A 17,808-nucleotide genomic window follows, 5' to 3' on the forward strand; every position below is an offset into this window, starting at 1 on the left:
TGCTGCCGGGCATTACAACCAAAAACTACACGTCCAGCAGCAGACGGGTCGGATCTTCAAGCAGCTCTTTAATGGCCACGAGGAAGCTCACGGATTCACGACCGTCGATCAGACGGTGATCGTAGGAGAGCGCCAGATACATCATCGGCAGGATCTCAACCTTGCCGTCCACCGCCATCGGACGATCTTTAATGGCATGCATGCCGAGGATCGCGCTCTGCGGCGGGTTGATGATCGGGGTGGACATCAGCGATCCGAAGACGCCGCCGTTGGTGATGGTGAAGTTACCGCCGGTCAGATCGTCAACGGTCAGCTTGCCGTCGCGCCCTTTCACCGCCAGCTCTTTGATACGTTTTTCGATGTCGGCCATGCCCAGCGCATCAACGTCACGCAGCACTGGCGTTACCAGGCCACGCGGCGTGGAAACCGCCATGCTGACGTCGAAGTAGTTGTGGTACACCACATCATCGCCATCGATGGACGCGTTCACTTCCGGGAAGCGTTTGAGTGCTTCAACCACCGCTTTCACGTAGAACGACATAAAGCCCAGACGGATGCCGTGACGTTTTTCAAACGCGTCACCGTACTGCTTACGCAGATCCATGATTGGCTTCATGTTGACTTCATTGAACGTGGTCAGCATGGCAGTGGAGTTTTTCGCTTCCAGCAGACGCTCGGCCACGCGCTTACGCAGACGGGTCATCGGCACGCGTTTTTCAGAACGGTTGCCAAGCGCAGGTGCAGACTGAGCCGGTTGAGCCTGCGGCGCTGGCGCTTTCTGCTCGCCCTGAGCAGGCGCTTTCGCCAGATGCTTGTCCACATCTTCACGGGTCAGACGACCGCCCACACCGGTGCCTTTGATGGCGCTGGCGTCAAGATTGTGTTCAGCCAGCAGGCGACGGATCGCCGGGCTTAACGCGTCATTGTTTTGCTCTTCCAGCGACGCCTGCTGGCGCTGCGCCGGCGTAGAGTCTTTTTCTTCGGACTTCACGCTGCTCTCTTTGCCCGCGCTGTTACCTTCGCGCAGGCGGCCAAGGATCTGGCGAGAGGTGACGGTCGTCCCTTCATCTTCCAGCACTGCATCCAGAATGCCGTCCGCTGAGGCCGGTACTTCCAGTACCACTTTGTCAGTTTCGATTTCTACCAGCACTTCATCGCGTTGCACGCTATCGCCTGGTTTTTTGTGCCAGGTCGCGACAGTCGCATCAGCAACGGACTCAGGCAGGTCGGGAACAAGAATATCTACGCTACTCATTATTTATCCTTTATTTAATCGACGTTCAGCGCGTCATTAACCAGATCTTGTTGCTGTTTCTGGTGAACGGACAGATATCCTACCGCCGGAGAGGCGGAGGCCGGGCGACCTGCATAACGCAGAGCAGACCCAAACGGAATCACTTCACGGAAATGATGCTGACTGCAATACCATGCGCCCTGGTTAAGCGGCTCTTCCTGGCACCAGACAAAATCATGTACGTGGGCATACGGTTTTAACGCTTCCTGCATCGCCTGATGCGGGAACGGATAAAGCTGTTCGATACGCACAATGGCGACATCTTTCTGGTCATTCTTACGGCGCTGTTCGAGCAGGTCGTAATAAACCTTACCAGAACACATGACTACGCGCTTAACCCCTTGCGGATCAATGTCATCAATCTCACCGATAGCGGGCATGAATGTACCGTTAGCCAGTTCATCAAGCGTAGACACTGCCAGCGGATGACGCAGCAACGATTTTGGTGACATGACGATCAGCGGGCGACGCATACCGCGCAGCGCCTGACGGCGGATCATGTGATACACCTGCGCCGGGGTGGACGGTACGCACACCTGCATGTTCTGTTCAGCACACAGTTGCAGGTAACGCTCCAGACGCGCGGAGGAGTGCTCCGGGCCCTGACCTTCGTAGCCGTGCGGCAGCAGCATTACCAGGCCACACATCCGGCCCCATTTCTGCTCGCCGGAGGAGATGAACTGGTCGATCACCACCTGCGCGCCGTTAGCAAAGTCACCGAACTGTGCTTCCCAGATGGTCAGCGTGCGCGGCTCGGCGGTGGCGTAACCGTATTCAAACGCCAGTACCGCTTCTTCCGACAGCACGGAGTCCCAGACCTTGAACGGGCCCTGAGAATTGTGCACGTGGTGCAGCGGCGTATATGTTGAACCGTTAGCCTGGTTGTGGATCACTGCATGACGGTGGAAGAAGGTACCGCGCCCGGAGTCTTCACCGGAAAGACGCACGGAAATGCCTTCGTCAACCAGGGTGGCGTAAGCGAGGTTTTCCGCGCCGCCCCAGTCAAACAGTTTCTCGCCTGCGGCCATCGCCTGACGGTCGCCGTAGATTTTCGCCACGCGGGACTGCATCTCAATGGCGTCCGGCACCGTGCTGATGCGCTTCGCCAGTTCCACCAGGCGCTTCATTTCCACTTTGTTCGGGTAGCTTTCGTCCCACTCGTGGTTGAGGTACGGCGACCAGGTGAACGAATGCATGTTCATTGGGCGGAACTCTTTCACCACGCACTGCCCTTCGTCGAGCATGTCGCGGTACAGATTCACCATTTCGGTGGCATCTTCCAGAGTGGCGATTTTTTCCTGCTCCAGACGGTCAGCGTAGATTTTACGCGGCGTCGGGTGCTTTTTGATTTTCTGATACATCAGCGGCTGGGTTGCACTCGGCTCGTCGGCTTCGTTATGCCCATGACGGCGGTAGCAGACCAGGTCGATAAACACGTCGCGTTTAAAGGTGTTGCGGAATTCCAGCGCAATGCGGGTGACAAAAGCCACAGCTTCCGGATCATCAGCGTTAACGTGGAAAATCGGGGCCTGTACCATTTTGCCGATGTCGGTGCAGTACGGCGTCGAGCGTGCATCCAGAGGGTTCGATGTGGTGAAGCCCACCTGGTTGTTGATCACGATGCGCACGGTACCGCCCACTTCGTAACCACGGGCTTTCGACATGTTCAGGGTTTCCTGAACCACGCCCTGCCCGGTCACCGCCGCGTCACCGTGAATGGTGATCGGCAGAACTTTATTGCTGCTCGGCTCGTCCAGACGATCCAGACGCGCACGCACAGAACCCATTACCACCGGGCTGACGATTTCAAGGTGCGACGGGTTAAACGCCAGCGCCAGGTGCACGAGGCCGCCTTCGGTTTCCATGTCTGAGGAGAAGCCCATGTGGTATTTCACGTCACCCGTTCCCAGGTGCTCTTTGTGTTTACCGGCAAACTCATCAAACAGGTCCTGGGTTTTCTTGCCCAGCACGTTAATCAGCACGTTTAAGCGGCCGCGGTGCGCCATACCCAGCACCACTTCACGGGTGCCGTTTTTACCGGCGTGGCGAATCATCTCTTTGAGCATCGGCACCAGCGCGTCGCCGCCTTCCAGCGAGAAGCGTTTTGCACCAGGGAATTTCGCGCCCAGATAGCGCTCCATGCCTTCCGCCGCCGTCAGTTCACTGAGGAAGCGTTTTTTCTCTTTCGCGGTAAACGAAGGACGACCCGCCACGGATTCGATGCGCTGCTGGATCCAGCGTTTCTCTTCCGTTGAGGTGATATGCATGTACTCAGCGCCGATGGAGCCGCAGTAAGTTTGCTTGAGGGCGTCCAGCAGATCGCCGAGCTTCATGGTGTCTTTGCCGATGGCAAATGACCCCACGTTATACGTTTCCTGGAGATCCGCTTCGGTCAGATCGTGGTAATCCAGATCGAGATCGGCGACGCGCTCCTGTTTCCACAGTCCCAGCGGATCGAGATTCGCATGCTGGTGACCACGGAAGCGGTAAGCGTTGATCAGTTGCAGGACTTTAACCTGCTTCACATTGGTATCGGGATCGGAAACGGAGGAGGTATAACGCGAAGCATCTTTCGCCAGACGCCGGAAATAATCACGCGTTTTAGAGTGGAATTGATCCGGTTTCACACCGGTCACCGGTAGCTGCTGGAACATAGAGCGCCAGTTCGCATCTACCGAATCAGGATCGGTTAAGAAGTCTTCATAGAGCTGTTCTATCCAGCTCTGATTCGACCCAGAGAGGTAAGAAGAGTCCAGCCAGGCTTTCATTGCGCCGTTCTGCATCGTGATCCCTTAAGCATTTATCTGCTTATTCGCCGTGGATAACTACACCGTACACCGTGAGGAGCACGTACCAGGGTTCACTTGCGAGCTCTTTTCGTTGAGTTGGCCCGCGAAGGAACCTTTAAAAACTGTCAACACATCAGGGCAGTTTTTAGAGGTTTCCTGCGATTCATTTCATCTTTACCCTCACCCTAACCCTCTCCCTGAGGGAGAGGGAATTTTCCCCCCTCTCCCATGGGGAGAGGGCCGGGGTGAGGGGTAACTTACTTAAGCACTGCGCTGCAACAACATCGACTTAATATGGCCGATGGCGCGCGTCGGGTTCAGCCCTTTCGGACACACACTGACGCAGTTCATGATGCTATGGCAGCGGAATACGCTGAAAGCATCGCTCAACCCTTCCAGACGGTTATCGGTTTCCGTATCGCGGCTGTCGATCAGGAAGCGATAGGCGGCGAGCAGACCCGCCGGGCCGATAAACTTATCCGGGTTCCACCAGAATGACGGGCAGGACGTCGAGCAGCAGGCGCACAGAATACATTCGTACAGGCCGTCGAGTTTTTCACGCTGCTCGGGCGACTGCAAATGCTCGCGAGCGGGTGGATTTTGCCCATTATTCAACAGGTAAGGCTTGATCTTCTCATATTGGGCATAGAATTGCCCCATGTCCACCACCAGATCGCGCACTACCGGCAGGCCTGGCAGCGGACGGATAACGATTTTCTTCGTTCCGTTGCCGAGTGCGGAGATCGGCGTGATACAGGCCAGACCATTTTTGCCGTTCATGTTCAGGCCGTCGGAGCCGCAAACCCCTTCGCGGCACGAGCGGCGAAACGCCAGCGTCGGATCTTTTTCTTTGAGCTGCATCAGGGCATCCAGCAGCATCATGTCGCGCCCTTCTTCGCCTTCCAGGGTGTAATCCTGCATGCGCGGAGCGTCGTCGACATCCGGGTTATAACGATAAATCGAAAATTCGAGTTTCATTTTCCTGTCTCCGCATTAGTAAGTACGAATCTTCGGCGGGAATGCCGGACGCAGTTTCGGTTCCATATTGACACTACGGCGCGTCATGGACTCCGATTCAGGCAGATACAGGGAATGGCACAGCCAGTTTTCGTCGTCACGATCCGGGAAGTCAAAGCGACTGTGCGCTCCACGGCTTTCGGTACGGAAATTCGCCGAAACCGCCGTGGCGTACGCCGTTTCCATCAGGTTATCCAGCTCCAGGCACTCGACACGCTGGGTATTGAAGTCGCTGGAGGTGTCATCCAGACGGGCATTTTTCAGACGCTCGCGGATCACCTTCAGTTGCTCCAGCCCTTTCGCCATCGCATCCCCTTCACGGAACACCGAGAAGTTATGCTGCATACATTCCTGAAGCGCTTTACGGATGGTCACCGGATCTTCACCGCTGCGGGTGTTGTTCCAGCGATTCACGCGTGTCAGTGACGCTTCAAGGTCGGACTCGCTGGCATCACGCAGCGGACCCTGTTCAGCGATAGATTCCTGCAAGTGCAGACCCGCCGCGCGGCCAAATACCACCAGGTCGAGCAGCGAGTTGCCGCCGAGACGGTTGGCACCGTGCACCGATACGCAGGCGATTTCGCCCACTGCGAACAGGCCCGGGATCACCACATCTTCGCCCTGCGCGTTCACCGTCAGCGCCTGGCCGGTCACTTTGGTCGGAATGCCGCCCATCATGTAGTGACAGGTTGGGATCACCGGAATCGGCTCTTTCACCGGGTCAACGTGAGCGAAGGTGCGGGAGAGTTCCAGAATGCCCGGCAGACGGGATTCAAGAACGTCTTTACCCAGATGGTCGAGTTTCAGTTTCGCGTGCGGACCCCATGGGCCGTCGCAGCCGCGACCTTCACGGATTTCGATCATGATGGAACGCGCCACCACATCACGACCCGCGAGGTCTTTCGCATTCGGCGCGTAACGCTCCATAAAGCGCTCGCCGTGTTTGTTCAGCAGATAACCGCCTTCACCACGGCAGCCTTCGGTCACCAGCACGCCTGCGCCTGCGATGCCCGTCGGGTGGAACTGCCACATTTCCATATCCTGCACCGGTACGCCTGCGCGCAGCGCCATACCGACACCGTCGCCGGTGTTGATGTGGGCGTTAGTGGTGGACTGGTAAATACGGCCTGCCCCGCCGGTCGCCAGCACGGTTGCGCGGGCTTTGAAGTAGACCATCTCGCCGGTTTCAATACACAGCGCGGTGCAACCGACGACAGCGCCATCCTGGTTTTTCACCAGATCGAGCGCATACCATTCGGAGAAGATGGTGGTTTTGTTTTTCAGGTTCTGCTGATAAAGGGTGTGCAGCAGGGCATGGCCGGTACGGTCAGCCGCTGCCGCCGTGCGTGCCGCCTGCTCGCCGCCGAAGTTTTTCGACTGGCCGCCAAACGGACGCTGATAAATTTTGCCATCGTCCAGACGGGAGAACGGCAGGCCCATATGCTCCAGCTCCAGAATCGCTTCCGGGCCGGTTTTACACATATATTCGATCGCGTCCTGGTCACCGATGTAATCGGAACCTTTCACGGTGTCGTACATGTGCCATTCCCAGTTATCTTCGTGGGTATTGCCCAGTGCGACGGTAATACCGCCCTGTGCTGACACGGTGTGGGAACGGGTAGGGAAAACTTTAGAGAGCAGCGCACAGGTCTGGCCGCTCTGGGAAATTTGCAGCGCCGCGCGCATACCTGCGCCGCCAGCACCGATTACGACAGCATCAAACTCTCTGACTGGTAAATTCATCACACACCCCACACCACAACAAATCCATAAATAACGTAAACCAGCAGCGCAACCACAATCAGCAGTTGCAGGCCAAGACGCGCGGCCACCGGTTTAACGTAGTCGGTCAGTACCTGCCACATGCCAATCCAGGCATGGATCAATGTCGAGAACAGCGCCAGCAGGGTAAAGACTTTGGTAAAGGCGGAAGAGAAGAAAGCCGTCCAGCTTTGATACGTCAAATCACTACTAATGGCGAAGAAACCCACCATATAGATGATGTACAGCGTCAGAACGATGGCGGTCGCACGAACCAGAATGAAGTCATGTACGCCGTTGCGTCCGAATGCGGAGGCGTTGCTTACCATACGAGGACTCCTGCGAGAAGTGAAAGCACGACAGTGATTGCAATTGAAATCCAGGCGGAACGTTTTCCGGCTGCAAAGGTTTCTTCAAGATAGCCCACATCCATCAATGCGTGGCGAATACCACCGACTGCGTGATAAGCCAGCGCCGTCAGAATGCCCCACATAATGAATTTGGCGAAGAAGCCGCCCATGATCGCGGATGCGCTGGCGAACCCTTCTTCAGATGACAGCGACAGCCCCAGCAGCCACAGCAGGAGCCCGATCGCCACAAAAGTAATGACGCCAGACACACGGTGGAGGATGGACGCAACAGCCGTAACAGGAAACTGGATCGTTGTCAGATCCAGATTGACAGGTCTTTGTTTTTTAGCATTTTTTATCATTAATACGCCCACATGCTGTTCTTATTGTTTCCTTCCTCCGGGCTGCGTGCGGGTCAGACAGCGTCCTTTTCTATAACTGCGCGTCATGCAAATTACATTGCTTCCAGATGCGAAACGACACGTTACAACGCTGGTTGGCTCGGGACTGCAGGGTATTCCGGAGACCTGGCGGCAGTATAGGATGTTCACAAAATCATTACAATTAACCTACATATAGTTTGTCGGGTTTTATGCTGAACAGTGACCCACATCACGATAACAACATATTTTTAAAATTTAACCATCGGATTTGACAAAAGTTAAACATTATTGTTACAAACAACATCCGAAAAGGCATATAATTCGTAAAAGTTATGGGGTCTCTCTTTCACCTGAGATTTAGTTATGTAACAGTGTGAGTGATTGACCGACGTTATCAGGACAGTTATTAGTGATATACAGGTTTGACAAATTCGGACTGCTAAAACCCTGATTTGCTGTTATTTCAATGGTTTTCAATGTTTGCCCGCAAGCGCCCATCGCTCTGTACCCTGGTTCTTCTTTTTCACAGAGCCGCGAGCCAAATAACAAACCGGTAACATTGATTTTCACTATGAATGCAAATCCGGCTTCCGGCAGTCTTAAGCTAAGGCGCTAAGGAGACCGTAAATGGCTGATAAGAAAGCAACCATCACCTACAATGGTGACGATGCTATTGAACTGGATGTGCTAAAAGGCACGCTCGGTCAGGATGTTATTGATATCCGTAGTTTGGGTTCAAAAGGGGTATTTACTTTTGACCCTGGTTTTACCTCCACCGCTTCCTGTGAATCTAAAATCACCTTTATCGACGGTGACGAAGGTATCCTGCTCCATCGCGGTTTCCCCATCGATCAGTTAGCCACTGAGTCTAACTACCTGGAAGTGTGCTACATCCTGCTGTACGGCGAAAAGCCAAGCCAGGAAGAATACGACGATTTCAAAGTTATCGTGACCCGCCACACCATGATCCACGAGCAGATCACCCGTCTGTTCCACGGTTTCCGTCGTGACTCTCACCCGATGGCCGTGCTGTGCGGTGTGACTGGCGCGCTGGCGGCGTTCTACCATGACTCGCTGGACGTGAATAACCCGCGTCACCGTGACATTGCCGCCTTCCGTCTGCTGTCGAAAATGCCGACCGTTGCCGCGATGTGTTACAAATATTCCATTGGTCAGCCGTTCGTTTATCCGCGTAACGACCTCTCCTATGCGGGCAACTTCCTGCATATGATGTTCTCCACGCCGTGCGAGCCGTATGAAGTGAACCCGGTGCTGGAACGCGCCATGGATCGCATCCTGGTACTGCACGCCGATCACGAACAGAACGCCTCCACCTCGACCGTGCGTACCGCCGGCTCGTCTGGCGCTAACCCGTTCGCCTGTATCGCTGCGGGTATCGCTTCCCTGTGGGGACCGGCCCACGGCGGCGCGAACGAAGCTGCGCTGAAAATGCTGGAAGAAATCAGTTCCGTTGAGCACATTCCTGAATTTGTGCGTCGCGCGAAAGACAAAAACGACTCTTTCCGTCTGATGGGCTTCGGTCACCGTGTTTACAAAAACTACGACCCGCGCGCCACCGTGATGCGTGAAACCTGTCATGAAGTGTTAAAAGAGCTGGGCACCAAAGACGATCTGCTGGAAGTGGCGATGGAGCTTGAGCACATCGCGCTGCACGACCCGTACTTCATCGAGCGCAAACTCTACCCGAACGTCGATTTCTACTCCGGCATCATCCTGAAAGCGATGGGCATTCCGTCCTCCATGTTTACCGTGATCTTCGCGATGGCGCGTACCGTGGGCTGGATTGCACACTGGAACGAAATGCACGACGACGGCATCAAAATCGCCCGTCCTCGCCAGCTGTATACCGGCTACGAGCAGCGTGATTTTAAATCCGAATTAAGCAAGCACTGATTATTGCCTGCTGAATAAAAAGTCCTGGCCCCAGCCGGGACTTTTTTTATTTCACGCCCTCACAATCTCTCTTTTCACCTCATTTCCCGCCGCTGATTATTATTGATTACCCCTTAAAGCCGCCTCCTGATTATTATCGGGCTCGCTCTCTGTGAGCAGATCATGTTTAAGGAACGCTTTTAAAAGGAATATGTAATGGATAATACACTCAAGGCCACGCTTATTGCGGGCGCGTCACTTTTCTGTTTTCACCCGGTCGCGCAGGCGGCTGACGGCACGATTAATTTCACCGGCGAGATTATCGCCTCCGGTTGTGATGTGAATGGCGGCCCGGCTCCGACCATTAACGTTAATTTAGGGCGCGTCGCGGCCTCAACGTTTCACGCCGTAGGCGATACCGCCTCTCCCACCCCGTTTACCATTTCGCTGACCGACTGCCCACCGGCACTGACCAGCGCCTCGGTAAAATTTGATGGCAACGTTGATTCGGTAAACAGCGATCTGCTGGCTATCACCGGCACTGCCACCGGCGTCGGCGTGCTGATTGCCGACGATCGCGCCGTTAAGATCCCGGTTTTTGGCGAATCACACACTTATGCGATCGACGCCGAATCGCACAGCGTGGATATGAACTTTACCGCCCGGTTAGAATCCACCGATGCGGCCGTCGGGGAAGGTCTGATCACCGCCGTTTCTCAATTTACGATTAACTACCAGTAAGCCGCTATTTCTCTTGCGCTGACAGGACGTTATTAACGCGGGCAAGGATGCCCATCATAAATAGATAAAGAGGGAAATATGTCTGGCCGGGTAAAATATATTTACACCATTATTCTGTTATTAATGATCGCCACGTCTGCCCGTGCAGGCGTGGTGACTCAGGCCATCCGGGTTATTTATTACAGTAATAACCGGGAAGAAGCCGTCTTATTAAAAAACACCGATCAACGCGAGCCGTTTCTGGTGCAATCCTGGGTCGATAATAAAGGCGCGGACGGCACAGAAAAAGAACTCTCAAAGCCACCGTTTGTCGTCACGCCGCCGTTATTTCGCCTCAATCCCGAAGCGGAAAACAGTTTGCGCCTCGTCTATACCGGCGCGGCATTACCCACTGATCGCGAGTCGGTGTTCTGGCTGAATGTCAAAGCCATTCCCCGCGCGGTGGAGGGCGAGCAAAACCTGCTCCAGGTGGCGGTAAAAAGCCGCATCAAGCTGTTCTGGCGGCCCGAAGCGCTGCGCAATGTGCCAGAATCTGTCCCCGCCTTTCAGCGTGACGGGCAGATGCTGAAAGTCACTAACCCCGGCCCACGCTTTATCACCTTTCAGCATCTGGATATCGGCGGCGTCAGTGTGGACACCACCAATCAGATGGTGCCGCCGTTTGGTTCGGCGCGCTACGCGCTGCACGGCGACGTAGCCGGGGGGGAACTGCACTGGAAAACCATCAATGATTCCGGCGGGGCAACCGCCATGCAGACCGCGACCCTGCGCTAAACCATGTCCGGATACCCTTACGCCGCAGCGGGGCTGATGATCGCCCTGCTGCTCGCCCATGACAGCAGCCGGGCCGCCGATCGGTTTAACGCGGCGGCGCTGGAGATCGACAACCCGCAGGACACCGGGGTCGATTTATCCGCCTTCAGCCAGCCGGACAGCCAGGCGGCGGGCGTCTATCGCGTGGACATTGAAATCAACGGCACGCTGCGCGGGCATGAAGACGTGCGCTTTGCCCGCAGCCAGAGCGGTGCGCTCCAGCCGCAGTTCAGCGTGGAAAAATGGCAGGCGCTGGGCCTCAACACCGCGCTCATTCCCGGCCTGCACGATCGCGCCGCGACGGAGATCCTCACCGAACCGCAGCAGGATCTGCCGGGGGTGATCCCGACGTTTGATTTTGCCCGCCAGCGCCTGTGCATCACCATCCCGCAGGCGCTGATCGATTTCGCTGCCAGAGGATCGGTCGATCCGGCCTTGTGGGACGATGGCATCCCCGCCCTGCTGCTCAATTACGCCATGAGCGGCACCCGCACCCGCTACACGCGCGGCGGAACGGAGGACAATCACTTTCTGGCGTTGCGCAGCGGAGCCAACCTCGGCGGCTGGCGCTTGCGCAACGCCAGCACCCTGAGTGACACCACGGCAGGCAGGGATTTCTCCACCAGCTACAGCTACGTGCAGCATGACGTGCGCGCGCTGCGCGGGCAGTTTATCGCGGGCGACAGCAGCACGCCGTCCGAAGTGTTCGACAGCGTGCCGCTGCGCGGGGTGCAGCTTGCTTCCGATGACACCATGCTGCCGGAAAGTTTGCGCGGCTATGCGCCGACGATTCGCGGCATCGCCCGCACCAGCGCTACCGTCACCGTGCGCCAGCACGGAAACCTGATTTATCAGACCTCAGTGCCGCCCGGCGCGTTTGTGATCGACGATCTCTATCCCACCTCCGCCTCCGGCGATCTGGCGGTGACGATTGCCGAAAGCAACGGTGAGTCGCGCACCTTCAGCCAGCCGTTTTCCGCAGTGCCGGTGATGCAGCGGGAAAAGCGCCTGAAATACGCCTTCAGCGCCGGGAAATACCACGGCCAGACCTTAGACGCGCCGACGCTGGCGCAGGGCACCCTGATTTACGGTCTGCCGCACGGGATGACGATTTTCGGCGGCAGCCAGACGAGCGCACTGTATCAGGCGCTGGATCTCGGCGTCGGCGCGATGCTCGGCGCGCCCGGATCCGTCTCCTTCGATGCCACCTGGGCGCACGCGCAGACAGCGCAGGGGCAGCAGTTCCGGCTGCAATACGCCAAAACCCTGGCGACCACCGGCACCACCTTTAGCGCCGGGGCGAGCCTCTACGGAGGCGATTTTTACAGCTTCACCGACGATCGCGAGACGGACGCCGACGCGCCGACGGCGAAGAAAAGCCAGGTGCGGATGAGCCTGACGCAAAGCCTGAACGACGGCCAGGCGGGAAACCTGTCGCTGGCCGGATATCAGTCGCGCTACCGGAACGCCAGCAACGATGAGCGCACGTGGAGCCTGAGTTATAACCTGAGCCTGCATGACATTAGTTACGCCCTGACCCTCAGCGACAGCCGTTCGCAGGAGAGCGGCGATGACCGGCAACTGGCGCTCTCCGTCAGCATTCCGCTTGCGCCGTTCCTGCCCGACGCCTGGGCGACGATGAGCACCAGCGGCGCACAGTACCAGGCGGGGATCAGCGGCAGTCTGCTTAGCGATAACAACCTTTCCTACAGCCTGACCGAAGGCAACAGCGCCGATGGTCAGGGCAGGAGCGGCAACCTCAACGCAACCTGGCTGAACAGCGCCGGGCAACTGGGCGGCGGCTACAACTATTCGCGGGATAACCGCCAGGTGAACTACAGCCTGCAGGGTTCGCTGCTCGCGCACGCCGATGGCATCACCGCGGGCCAGCCGCTGCCGGGCGAGATGTCGGCGCTGGCGCTGGTAAAAGCCCCCGGCGCGGCGGGCGTTAAAGTCGCCAACAGCACGGGCCTTTATACCGACCGCAACGGCTATGCGCTGGTGCGCTATCTCAGCCCCTATCAGGCCGGGCAGGTGGCGCTGGACACCACCACCCTTGCCAGCAATGTCGATCTCACCAGCAGCGTGACGTCGGTGGTGCCGTCAGCCGGATCGGTGGTGCTGGCGACGTTTGACACCCACACGGGGGGACGGATGCTGGCGACGCTGCGCACCTCCGGCAGCACGGTGCCCTTTGGCGCGCTGGCAACGCTTGCTGGCCGCCCGGACATCAGCGGCATGGTGGATGAACAAAGTCAGGTGTACTTAAGCGGCCTGCCCGCGAAGGGACAATTACGCGTAACCTGGGAGCAAGGCGAGTGCATCGCGCCCTTTGCCCTCCCGGTTGCAGAGAATAACCGCGTGGTGCAGCTCACCGCGCTCTGTCAGTGAACAATCATGTTAATCAGAATGCTTTTTAGCGCCGCGCTGCTCCTGCTGGCGTCCGGTGCGCAGGCCGCCTGCTCGTCCACCCCACCCACGCCGCAGACCTGGGATTTTGGCATGCTGGAAGTGACCACCGCCCTGCCGGTCGGCAGCGTGATCCCCGGTTCGGAGCATACGTTCAGCTTTAACGGCCAGTGTGACAGCGACGGCCAGGAGAAGCCGGGCGATGTGATTACCGCCTGTTTTTATGGCCTGGGGGCGGAGATATCCACGATGCCCGGCGTCTATGCCACCGGCATCAGAGGCGTGGGCATCACCCTGACCAACAGTGCAGGAATGCGGGTGCGCGGGCATTTTCAGCAATGCGACAGCCGGGCAACGCCACTCACCAGCTTAAATGATGCCGAAGCCTTTCAGTTTTCCTTAACCTTGTCGCTGATTAAAACAGACACAAGAGTTCGCGGAGGCACACTCAATCCCAACCAGGCCCGGTATGGCCTGATGGTGTACCGAAAATCGGGGATCGGCGGCACCAGCCCGTATGTCTCTTATCAGGCCAGCATTAAGGAGCACATTACCGGCTGCGATGTGAACACGCGTAATCTCGACGTGAAGCTCGGACAACATCCGCTGCAACATTTCAGCAGCCGCGCCAAAGGCGGCGTGACGCCCGCCGTGCCGTTTACTATTGATTTGAACTGCGAGGAAGGCGCGAAGGTGTCGCTCTCGCTGAACGGGACGGAAGATCCGTCGCTCACGCCCGGCGTCCTGGCGCTCACCGACGGCGCAACCCGCGCAGACGGCGTGGGGGTTCAACTGGTGACGCCGCAGATGCAGCCCGTCCCGCTGAATACGATGCAGACCGTCATCCCCGCCGCCCACGAAGGGCTGGTCACCCTGCCCTTTTTTGCGCGCTATTATCTGACCAGCGCAACGCCCGGTCCCGGCCCCGCCAATGCGACAGCGACTTTTACGGTGGTGTATGAGTGAGGCGTTTTGACCCTCACCCCGGCCCTCTCCCTGAGGGAGAGGGAGAAAGGCCAGTCCGCGCTCGATCTGTTCCCTCTCCCTCAGGGAGAGGGTTAGGGTGAGGGTGCTCCAAATCCCCTCTCCCTCAGGGAGAGGGTCGGGGTGAGGGTGCTCCAAATCCCCCTCTCCCTCAGGGAGAGGGTCGGGGTGAGGGTGAACCTAAAGCTGACACCCCGGACACCAGTAAAACGGCCTCGACGACAGCGTGGTTTTCTCAATCACCCCGCCGCAGCGTTCGCATTTCTTGCCCGCGCGGTGAAATACCTGAAACCGGAACAGCGCCCCGTGGTGTTTCCTGTCATCCACCTTCCCGCGCGTCTGATACGACAACCGCGGGATCGCCAGCAGCGTGTCTGCCAGTGCATCAAGCTGCTCGTCGCTCAGATCCACCGCTTTATGCGACGGCGCAAGCCCGGTGTGCCAGAGGATCTCCACGCGCAGGTAATTCCCCAGCCCCGCCAGAAACGCCTGGTCGAGCAGCAAGCCGGAAAACTGGCGGCGGCAGAAGGCTTTTGAACACAGCCGCGCTTTCACATCCGCAGCAGTAAGCCGCATATCCAGCACGTCCGGGCCGACGCGCTGCAAAAACGGATGTACGGCGAGCTGTTCCGGCGTCAGCAGTTCAATGTCGGACGCGCTGTAAAGCAGGATCGCTTTCTCCGCCGTCTGCAAACGCACGCGCAGCACGCGGGTGGTTTGCGGCGTTTCATCCGCCTCCACTATCCGCCAGACGCCGTAAAGCTGATTGTGGCTGTAGAGCGTCATGCCGCCGGAAAAATGGGTCAGCAGCGCTTTGCCGCGCGTCTCCATCTGCGTGACGTGCTGACCGACCAGCCCCGCCGCCCACGGCTTCAGGGCGTCAAAAGCAAACCAGACGTCGGTTAGCATTTTGTTGGCGATGGCCGCTTCCAGGCTATCCGCCGCGCGGCGGATTTCCGGGCCTTCAGGCATCAAAACCTCCCTGTTTAGTGGGTTGCGCCACCCGTCACCCGGATGTCATTGTCCACCCGCAGCGCGGTGACGATGGCGGTTTCCAGCGCGTGCAGGACGGTGTCCGCCGCCATGCTCGGTGCGCCGGGGTGCGCCGCTGCCTGCTCCGGCAGATACGGAATGTGAATAAAGCCGCCCTTCACGTCGGTGGCGCGACCCAGTTTATTGAGCAGGCCGTACATGACGTGGTTGCAGACAAAGGTGCCTGCGGTTTGCGACACCGACGCCGGAATGCCCGCCTCGCGGATAGCAGCGACCATCGCTTTCACCGGCAGCGTACTGAACCACGCCGCCGGGCCGCCTTCGATAACCGGCGCATCTACCGGCTGCTGGCCGCTGTTATCGGGAATCCGCGCGTCATCGACGTTAATCGCCACGCGCTCTACGGTAATGTCGCTCCGCCCTCCCGCCTGTCCTACCGCCAGCACCAGCACCGGGTGCAGGGCGTCAATGGCGGCGTTAAGCACGGTGAGCGACTCGCCAAACACGCAGGGCAACTCGTGCGCCACCACGCGGCAGTCGTCAATAATGGCGTTATCGAGGCGTTTGACCACCTCCCAGGAGGGATTGACGCTTTCGCCGCCGAACGGCTCAAAACCGGTAACTAAAATCGTGCGCATCGATCCTCCTACAGGAACATCAGGAAATAGAGCAGGAATACGTTGGTGATCAGCAGCAGCACGCCGGTCGGCACCTGCGCTTTAATCACCGCGTTTTTATCCGGCAACTCCAGCAGCGCCGCAGGAACGATGTTGAAGTTCGCCGCCATCGGGGTCATCAGCGTGCCGCAGTAGCCGGAGAACATGCCGATCGCTGCCATCACCGCCGGGTTGCCGCCGTGCTGCATCACCAGAATCGGAATGCCGATCCCGGCTGTGACAATCGGGAATGCGGCAAAGGCGTTGCCCATCACCATGGTTAACAGCGCCATGCCGACGGCATAGACCAGTGAAGCGATGAAGCGGCTGTCCACCGCCAGGTACTCCTGGGTCAGATACGAAATGCCGCTGCCGACGCCTGCGGCGGTAAACAACAGGCCGAGGGTGGCGAGGATCTGCGGCAGAATAAACGCCCAGCCAATGGAATCGAGCAGGCGACGCGCCTCCTGCAACGGCTGGTGGATTTTCTCATGGGTCATTTTGACCGCCATCGCCAGGCCAATCAGCGTGCCGACGGTCATCGAAAACAGCGTCACCAGCGTGGAATGGTTGCCCGGCCCGAACAGCGCGGTTTGCATCCCCGGTACGTTATTGAACAGCAGCACGCCAATCACGGTAACCACCGGGATCGCCAGCGCCGGTAAGAACAGGCGGTTGCCTAAGCGGGTCGCGCTCTCCTGGCGTTGTTCCGGGGTGCGCTGCGAGTAACTGCCCAGACGCACGCCGCCAAAGCCCGCGATCAGCGCCAGCAGGACCACTGCGCCACCGACGGCGATATTGACCGTGCGCTTGCCGTCCACCGCGTCGGCAAACAGCGCGTACGTCCAGTCGCCGAGTAAAAACAGCACGCCGTACACGCCCCAGAACAGGCCGGTAGTCAGGCGGCGCGGGTTGGCTTTATCGCGCCAGGACATGATGGCGACGACGATTAACACCAGGCCTGCCAGCCAGTAGAGATAGCTTTGCTGGAAGTTCATTATTTGCCCCCTTTTGCCGCAGCCACGTTGATTTTGTTCAGCTCGCGGTCAAGGTGGCGATCCAGACGCCACAGGCGACAGCCGTGGATCACAAAGGCGCACAGCGCGGTTGGAATGCCCCACAGCGCAATGTGCAGCGGCTCGGTCTGAATGCCGCCGGATTCCAGCATAAAGTTATGCATAAAGATGATCGCACCAAAGGCGACGAAGATATCTTCCCCAAAGAACAGCCCGACGTTATCGGTCGCCGCCGACATCGCGCGCAGGCGATAACGCACCGCGCCCGGCAGTTCGCCGTAGTTTTTCTCGGCGGCCCCTTCCGCCATCGGTGCCAGCAACGGGCGCACCATCTGCGGATGCCCGCCGAGGCTGGTTAATCCCAGCGCGGCGGTGGCTTCACGGACAAACAGATAGACGATCAGCAGTCGTCCGGCGGTGGCGCTGTGGATTTTGGCGATCCACGCCTGCGCCCGCTCCTTCAGGCCATGACGCTCAAGCAGGCCGATTACCGCCAGCGGGATCAGCAGAATAAACGGCAGGTTGCGGGTGTTAAGGAACCCTTCGCCGAGCTTTTCGAGGATCGTCACGATCGGCATGTGCGCCGCCAGCCCGGTGACGATCCCGGCGGCAATCACCACCAGCACCGGGTTAAACCGCAGTAAAAATCCGGCCACAATGACGGCTATACCCATCAGTGGCCACAGTGAAATCGCCTGTTCCATTGTCT

General features: G+C 58.1%; 14 protein-coding genes and 1 pseudogene. 5 read left to right on the plus strand and 10 right to left on the minus strand.

The window, feature by feature from the left end; all coding sequences use genetic code 11:
- Window positions 1-25: 25 nt before the first annotated feature.
- The 6 genes and pseudogenes from odhB to sdhC all read right to left on the minus strand — a co-directional run bounded on the left by odhB (window position 26) and on the right by sdhC (window position 7,587).
- On the minus strand, window positions 26-1,255 hold the full coding sequence (gene odhB / locus BM373_RS06460; RefSeq protein ID WP_090460614.1) for a 2-oxoglutarate dehydrogenase complex dihydrolipoyllysine-residue succinyltransferase: 1,230 nt from the start codon (window positions 1,253-1,255) through the stop codon (window positions 26-28).
- Between the two features lie 14 nt (window positions 1,256-1,269).
- Window positions 1,270-4,077: a 2-oxoglutarate dehydrogenase E1 component gene (gene sucA, locus BM373_RS06465; RefSeq protein ID WP_090460615.1), complete on the minus strand. Its 2,808-nt coding sequence runs from the start codon at window positions 4,075-4,077 to the stop codon at window positions 1,270-1,272.
- 267 nt (window positions 4,078-4,344) lie between these two features.
- Complete coding sequence (locus tag BM373_RS06470) at window positions 4,345-5,061, minus strand: succinate dehydrogenase iron-sulfur subunit (protein WP_090460616.1); 717 nt, start codon at window positions 5,059-5,061, stop codon at window positions 4,345-4,347.
- A gap of 15 nt (window positions 5,062-5,076) precedes the next feature.
- Window positions 5,077-6,843, minus strand: a complete 1,767-nt coding sequence (sdhA, locus tag BM373_RS06475) for a succinate dehydrogenase flavoprotein subunit (protein WP_090460617.1) — start codon at window positions 6,841-6,843, stop codon at window positions 5,077-5,079.
- Complete coding sequence (sdhD, locus tag BM373_RS06480; protein WP_090460618.1) at window positions 6,843-7,190, minus strand: succinate dehydrogenase membrane anchor subunit; 348 nt, start codon at window positions 7,188-7,190, stop codon at window positions 6,843-6,845. Before sdhD ends, sdhA begins: the two co-directional genes overlap by 1 nt.
- Window positions 7,184-7,587: pseudogene (gene sdhC, locus BM373_RS06485) on the minus strand (succinate dehydrogenase cytochrome b556 subunit). Before sdhC ends, sdhD begins: the two are co-directional and overlap by 7 nt.
- Window positions 7,588-8,221: 634 nt before the next feature.
- On the opposite strand from sdhC, the gene BM373_RS06495 reads away from it, so the two are divergent.
- From BM373_RS06495 to BM373_RS06515, 5 genes are all read left to right on the plus strand, one after another.
- Window positions 8,222-9,508: a citrate synthase gene (locus BM373_RS06495; RefSeq protein WP_090460620.1), complete on the plus strand. Its 1,287-nt coding sequence runs from the start codon at window positions 8,222-8,224 to the stop codon at window positions 9,506-9,508.
- A 195-nt stretch (window positions 9,509-9,703) separates the two neighbouring features.
- Entirely contained in the window at window positions 9,704-10,228 is a 525-nt protein-coding gene (locus tag BM373_RS06500) for a fimbrial protein (protein ID WP_090460621.1), read from the plus strand.
- Between the two features lie 78 nt (window positions 10,229-10,306).
- Window positions 10,307-11,002, plus strand: a complete 696-nt coding sequence (locus BM373_RS06505; protein WP_090460622.1) for a fimbrial biogenesis chaperone — start codon at window positions 10,307-10,309, stop codon at window positions 11,000-11,002.
- A 3-nt stretch (window positions 11,003-11,005) separates the two neighbouring features.
- The gene (locus BM373_RS06510; protein ID WP_090460623.1) at window positions 11,006-13,432 is read left to right on the plus strand and encodes a fimbria/pilus outer membrane usher protein; all 2,427 of its coding nucleotides are present in this window, start codon (window positions 11,006-11,008) and stop codon (window positions 13,430-13,432) included.
- Between the two features lie 6 nt (window positions 13,433-13,438).
- The gene (locus tag BM373_RS06515; RefSeq protein ID WP_090460624.1) at window positions 13,439-14,416 is read left to right on the plus strand and encodes a fimbrial protein; all 978 of its coding nucleotides are present in this window, start codon (window positions 13,439-13,441) and stop codon (window positions 14,414-14,416) included.
- A 198-nt stretch (window positions 14,417-14,614) separates the two neighbouring features.
- Here the strand turns inward: BM373_RS06515 and nei are convergent, their stop codons facing one another.
- The 4 genes from nei to BM373_RS06535 are packed head-to-tail and all read right to left on the minus strand — an operon-like array spanning window position 14,615 to window position 17,803.
- Complete coding sequence (gene nei / locus BM373_RS06520; RefSeq protein WP_090460625.1) at window positions 14,615-15,406, minus strand: endonuclease VIII; 792 nt, start codon at window positions 15,404-15,406, stop codon at window positions 14,615-14,617.
- A gap of 14 nt (window positions 15,407-15,420) precedes the next feature.
- Window positions 15,421-16,065 (minus strand): pyroglutamyl-peptidase I, encoded by a 645-nt coding sequence (gene pcp / locus BM373_RS06525; RefSeq protein ID WP_090460626.1) that lies wholly within the window; start codon window positions 16,063-16,065, stop codon window positions 15,421-15,423.
- Window positions 16,066-16,073: 8 nt separating this feature from the next.
- Entirely contained in the window at window positions 16,074-17,081 is a 1,008-nt protein-coding gene (locus BM373_RS06530; RefSeq protein ID WP_090460627.1) for a DUF979 domain-containing protein, read from the minus strand.
- Window positions 17,081-17,803, minus strand: coding sequence for a DUF969 domain-containing protein (locus BM373_RS06535; RefSeq protein WP_090460628.1), 723 nt, complete (start codon window positions 17,801-17,803; stop codon window positions 17,081-17,083). The genes BM373_RS06530 and BM373_RS06535 overlap by 1 nt, the downstream gene beginning before the upstream one ends.
- Between the last annotated feature and the right edge of the window lie 5 nt (window positions 17,804-17,808).

Origin of the sequence: Enterobacter sp. kpr-6, assembly GCF_900116015.1 — a bacterium.
Classification (GTDB): Bacteria; Pseudomonadota; Gammaproteobacteria; order Enterobacterales; family Enterobacteriaceae; genus Enterobacter_D.

Coding starts and splice junctions, on each gene's coding strand:
- BM373_RS06495 (WP_090460620.1), top strand. CDS start 8,222: ATGGCTGATAAGAAAGCAACCATCACCTACAATGGTGACGATGCTATT.
- BM373_RS06535 (WP_090460628.1), bottom strand. CDS start 17,803: ATGGAACAGGCGATTTCACTGTGGCCACTGATGGGTATAGCCGTCATT.
- nei (WP_090460625.1), bottom strand. CDS start 15,406: ATGCCTGAAGGCCCGGAAATCCGCCGCGCGGCGGATAGCCTGGAAGCG.
- BM373_RS06510 (WP_090460623.1), top strand. CDS start 11,006: ATGTCCGGATACCCTTACGCCGCAGCGGGGCTGATGATCGCCCTGCTG.
- sdhD (WP_090460618.1), bottom strand. CDS start 7,190: ATGGTAAGCAACGCCTCCGCATTCGGACGCAACGGCGTACATGACTTC.
- BM373_RS06505 (WP_090460622.1), top strand. CDS start 10,307: ATGTCTGGCCGGGTAAAATATATTTACACCATTATTCTGTTATTAATG.
- BM373_RS06515 (WP_090460624.1), top strand. CDS start 13,439: ATGTTAATCAGAATGCTTTTTAGCGCCGCGCTGCTCCTGCTGGCGTCC.
- sucA (WP_090460615.1), bottom strand. CDS start 4,077: ATGCAGAACGGCGCAATGAAAGCCTGGCTGGACTCTTCTTACCTCTCT.
- BM373_RS06500 (WP_090460621.1), top strand. CDS start 9,704: ATGGATAATACACTCAAGGCCACGCTTATTGCGGGCGCGTCACTTTTC.
- BM373_RS06530 (WP_090460627.1), bottom strand. CDS start 17,081: ATGAACTTCCAGCAAAGCTATCTCTACTGGCTGGCAGGCCTGGTGTTA.
- odhB (WP_090460614.1), bottom strand. CDS start 1,255: ATGAGTAGCGTAGATATTCTTGTTCCCGACCTGCCTGAGTCCGTTGCT.
- sdhA (WP_090460617.1), bottom strand. CDS start 6,843: ATGAATTTACCAGTCAGAGAGTTTGATGCTGTCGTAATCGGTGCTGGC.
- BM373_RS06470 (WP_090460616.1), bottom strand. CDS start 5,061: ATGAAACTCGAATTTTCGATTTATCGTTATAACCCGGATGTCGACGAC.
- pcp (WP_090460626.1), bottom strand. CDS start 16,065: ATGCGCACGATTTTAGTTACCGGTTTTGAGCCGTTCGGCGGCGAAAGC.